Raw genomic sequence first — 3248 nt, forward strand, 5'->3', positions numbered from 1 at the left:
GATTCATCAAGCGGTAGAAGATTATATTTATTATTACAATTACCAGCGGTTCCAATCTAAACTGAAACAGCGCGCGCCGATCGAATACCGGTGCGCGCTGGCAGCATAGCTTTTTTCATCTGTCTACTTGACAGGGGTATGACCAAAATTGCGGTTTTTTTGTTTTATGAGATAAAGTTGTTGTTATTCTTTAACCCGTTATTAAGCTAACGGGCAGTATAGTTTAATACAAAATTACATTACTCTTAATCATGGATATTATAATATTGTTTTGTTATGATAAGTTTGACCCATTATTTGGTAGTCTATTAACAAGGAGGTTATTCCATATGTATAAGGCAATTCTTAATGAGGATACATACATTTATTATCGCTCTCTATTTTGCCAGAGTAACACATTCGCTTCACCTACAATATGATGAGTCTAGAAATCTAAAGAGGTGAGCAAATGGGAGTCGTAAAAGCCAGGAATCAGGATATTAATATGTTGGCAAGGTTGCTTCGAGCTGAAGCTGAGACCGAAGGCGAAATGGGCATGCTCCTTGTTGGAAATGTTGGCATTAACCGAATAAGAGCGAATTGCTCAGATTTTAAAGGAATCCGGACAATTCCCCAAATGATCAACCAGCCGCATGCGTTCGAAGCGTTGCAACATGGTTTGTACTATCAAAACGCAAGAGAGAGGGAGCGCCGTCTGGCGCAACGGGCTGTAACTGGGGAGCGGAATTGGCCAGCCAAATACTCCCTATGGTATTTCCGTCCAGGAACGTTTGAAAATCCCGGACCATGTCCGCCAACTTGGTATGATCAGCCGCTCGCAGGACGATGGAAGAAGCACTGTTTTTATGAACCGACCGCGGAAGAATGTGTAAATGTATATAATACGTTTTAATTTTATAAACGAAAAGAGCTCAGGATCTCTTAACCTGACTTGTCACAGCCATGTGTCGGTTGACAAGAACTTTATCTCGTTAAGTGCCGCGTAAATCGCGGCTTCTTTGGGTTTAGTGCAATAAAGTTGTTGTCACGGTCATTATTCGGAAACTATACCCACGTGACTGTCGGATGACTAGAACATACAATTAGTTCTAGGAACATGAAGAATGAAATTCGAAAAATGAAATCATATACGCCATCAATGGTTGCTATGAAAGTATTTGACAATCCAACAAAAGAAAATAAATTACTACGAGACTACGTTGATAAGTATGTCGCCAGTTTTTACTTTAAAGAGGTATATATAAAATAAAAGCATCATTCAAAAATGAATGATGCTTTTATTTTTCTCAAATGCATATACGATTTAAGTAGTAGGGAATGATATCAAGTTCTTGTCTAAACACGATGACAAGAACTTTGTTACATTCCCGATATGATCTCATCGGCAACAGGCAAGTTAAAAAGATGCCATTTTGTTAAGCTAACGGGCAGGTGAATATTATCACCCTATTGCACCACTCTAACCGTTTTTTGCACCACTGAATATCATAAAATGCAAGATTTTCTCATGATGTAAGAAGCGCTTGCATTCGAGATGGCATCAAAACACTGGAAAGAACACCCGAATTGAGTCTTGAAGAACAGTTTAAATTAGTTCGTGAGCATTTTGGATTATGAGATGAAAAAAACAATTATTGATTTTCATTGGTAGGTAACACAATACAGGCTGCCCTTGGTTGGCAGCCTTTTGAACTAACGGGACGCGATAGCTAAATAAACAACAGGAAAAGGCAGCCAGACTATCGGCTGCCTTTTCTCAACTAACGGGTAGTTCCAATATGTGTTAAAATGAGACTACTTTATTTGGATAGGCATTACAAGTAAAGTTTTGTTCCATCGGCATAATAAAGTATGGCAGTTTCTCTTATTAATTCAATGTATAAAACGATTTTAATTTTCTTTCTAAATTGAAAATCTAATGACAATTCATTCAATTTACTTTCTAGTGTAATTAGATTACTTAGAGCTGTTTTTGGATACATGCGAATCACAATCTTCTGTTTCTTATAAGTAATAGTAGTTGTTTTCATATCAGCTCCTCTTGATGTTTTACAATTATAAAACATATCTAGTAAGAATTTACTTAAGCGTAGATTAGAATTGAATTAGAAAATATTAATGTAAATCAATTATCAAAGTTTAATGTTCGATAATCTCGAAGGAGAGTAATTTTCGGATCGGAGGGTTATATGCAAAAGTTAAGTCATTCATTCAGTGGTGCGCTTCGAACATTTTCCTTTTGGATCGCAAACGGTACTGTGGGACTGCCATTACTTCAAGGTATTGATTATTCTTGTATATTTGAAGATCCGAGTGCATTAGAACGATCTTATGCCATCTTTGCAAATGTGATCGAGATGGATGATCAAGGAACGGTTCTGAATGCTAAATATGCAGAAAGAAGAGCTGCACAGTATATTCGAAGTTATGTTGACAGTAGTTATCAGGTTGAGCCAGAGTTTGAAGATTGGGAAATTGAACTTTATTAGTGAGAAGTTTAATTGCACTAACGGAACACGATAGTTGAAACGGTTGCCGTGGGTAGCCGTTATTGCGTTAACGGGCAGGATAGTTCGATATCAATGTTGAACTATTGAAGAATGAAGTGCATGAATAAGAGGTGTGACTATGAGGTTTGAACTCATTGATTTAAACGGTGTACCCGTTATTTCCTTGCCCGCAGGTTACGATTTGTTAGAAGCTTTTATTGGGACAAATCTTCAAGATAAAGATGAAAATGATGTCTGGCTAATCGACTCAATAAACGAAGTATTAAATGGGAAGGTAGAAAATTCAACTCTCGGCGATGTAAAATACTTTGTAATCCAGCTTAATAATACATCTGTGAAGATTATCGACCTATATTCTGATGATGGAGCCTATTGCGAGTTGCCAACAATAACATTTAAAAACATCATTATAAATTGGCTTAAACAAAAGGATAATTACTTCATTGATTAAGCTAACGGGAAACGATAGTGCAACGATAACAGGCTGCCGATATTTCAGCAGCCTGTTTGAGCTAACGGGACACGATAGCTCAATAGTCAACAGGAGAAGGCTGCCGTCAGCAATGGATCGGCAGCCTTTTCAGCTAACGGGCAGGTTTGGGATTAGCAATCCATAAGAAACAACCCAAGTTGAATTATGCTAAAATGTAGTAAATGTATAATGTAGATATCCCTCATGAACAAAGGAGAACTGAAAATGAGAAAACTCGTTCTATTTCTGCACGCATCGCTTGACGG

The 3248-nt window shown here is 37.5% G+C and carries 5 protein-coding genes; 4 read left to right on the plus strand and 1 reads right to left on the minus strand.

Annotation, left to right across the window (positions count from 1 at the left end; all coding sequences use genetic code 11):
• Nucleotide 1: 1 nt before the first annotated feature.
• Together AC1DOK_RS24295 and AC1DOK_RS24300 are read left to right on the plus strand one after the other, a co-directional pair.
• Entirely contained in the window at nucleotides 2–109 is a 108-nt protein-coding gene (locus AC1DOK_RS24295; RefSeq protein ID WP_477554110.1) for an IS3 family transposase, read from the plus strand.
• A gap of 339 nt (nucleotides 110–448) precedes the next feature.
• Nucleotides 449–892: a cell wall hydrolase gene (locus AC1DOK_RS24300; protein WP_477556869.1), complete on the plus strand. Its 444-nt coding sequence runs from the start codon at nucleotides 449–451 to the stop codon at nucleotides 890–892.
• 922 nt (nucleotides 893–1814) lie between these two features.
• On the opposite strand, the gene AC1DOK_RS24305 is transcribed toward AC1DOK_RS24300, so the two are convergent.
• Nucleotides 1815–2030 carry a hypothetical protein gene (locus tag AC1DOK_RS24305; RefSeq protein WP_477556870.1) on the minus strand — a complete coding sequence of 72 codons (216 nt, stop codon included), beginning with the start codon at nucleotides 2028–2030 and terminating at the stop codon, nucleotides 1815–1817.
• A 159-nt stretch (nucleotides 2031–2189) separates the two neighbouring features.
• On the opposite strand from AC1DOK_RS24305, the gene AC1DOK_RS24310 reads away from it, so the two are divergent.
• A complete protein-coding gene (locus AC1DOK_RS24310; protein ID WP_477556871.1) occupies nucleotides 2190–2489 on the plus strand; it encodes a DUF7677 family protein in 300 nt (99 codons plus the stop codon).
• 139 nt (nucleotides 2490–2628) lie between these two features.
• The gene (locus AC1DOK_RS24315) at nucleotides 2629–2961 is read left to right on the plus strand and encodes a hypothetical protein (RefSeq protein WP_477556872.1); all 333 of its coding nucleotides are present in this window, start codon (nucleotides 2629–2631) and stop codon (nucleotides 2959–2961) included.
• Nucleotides 2962–3248 lie beyond the last annotated feature (287 nt).

The organism is Paenibacillus sp. P5_B5, from assembly GCF_056400365.1.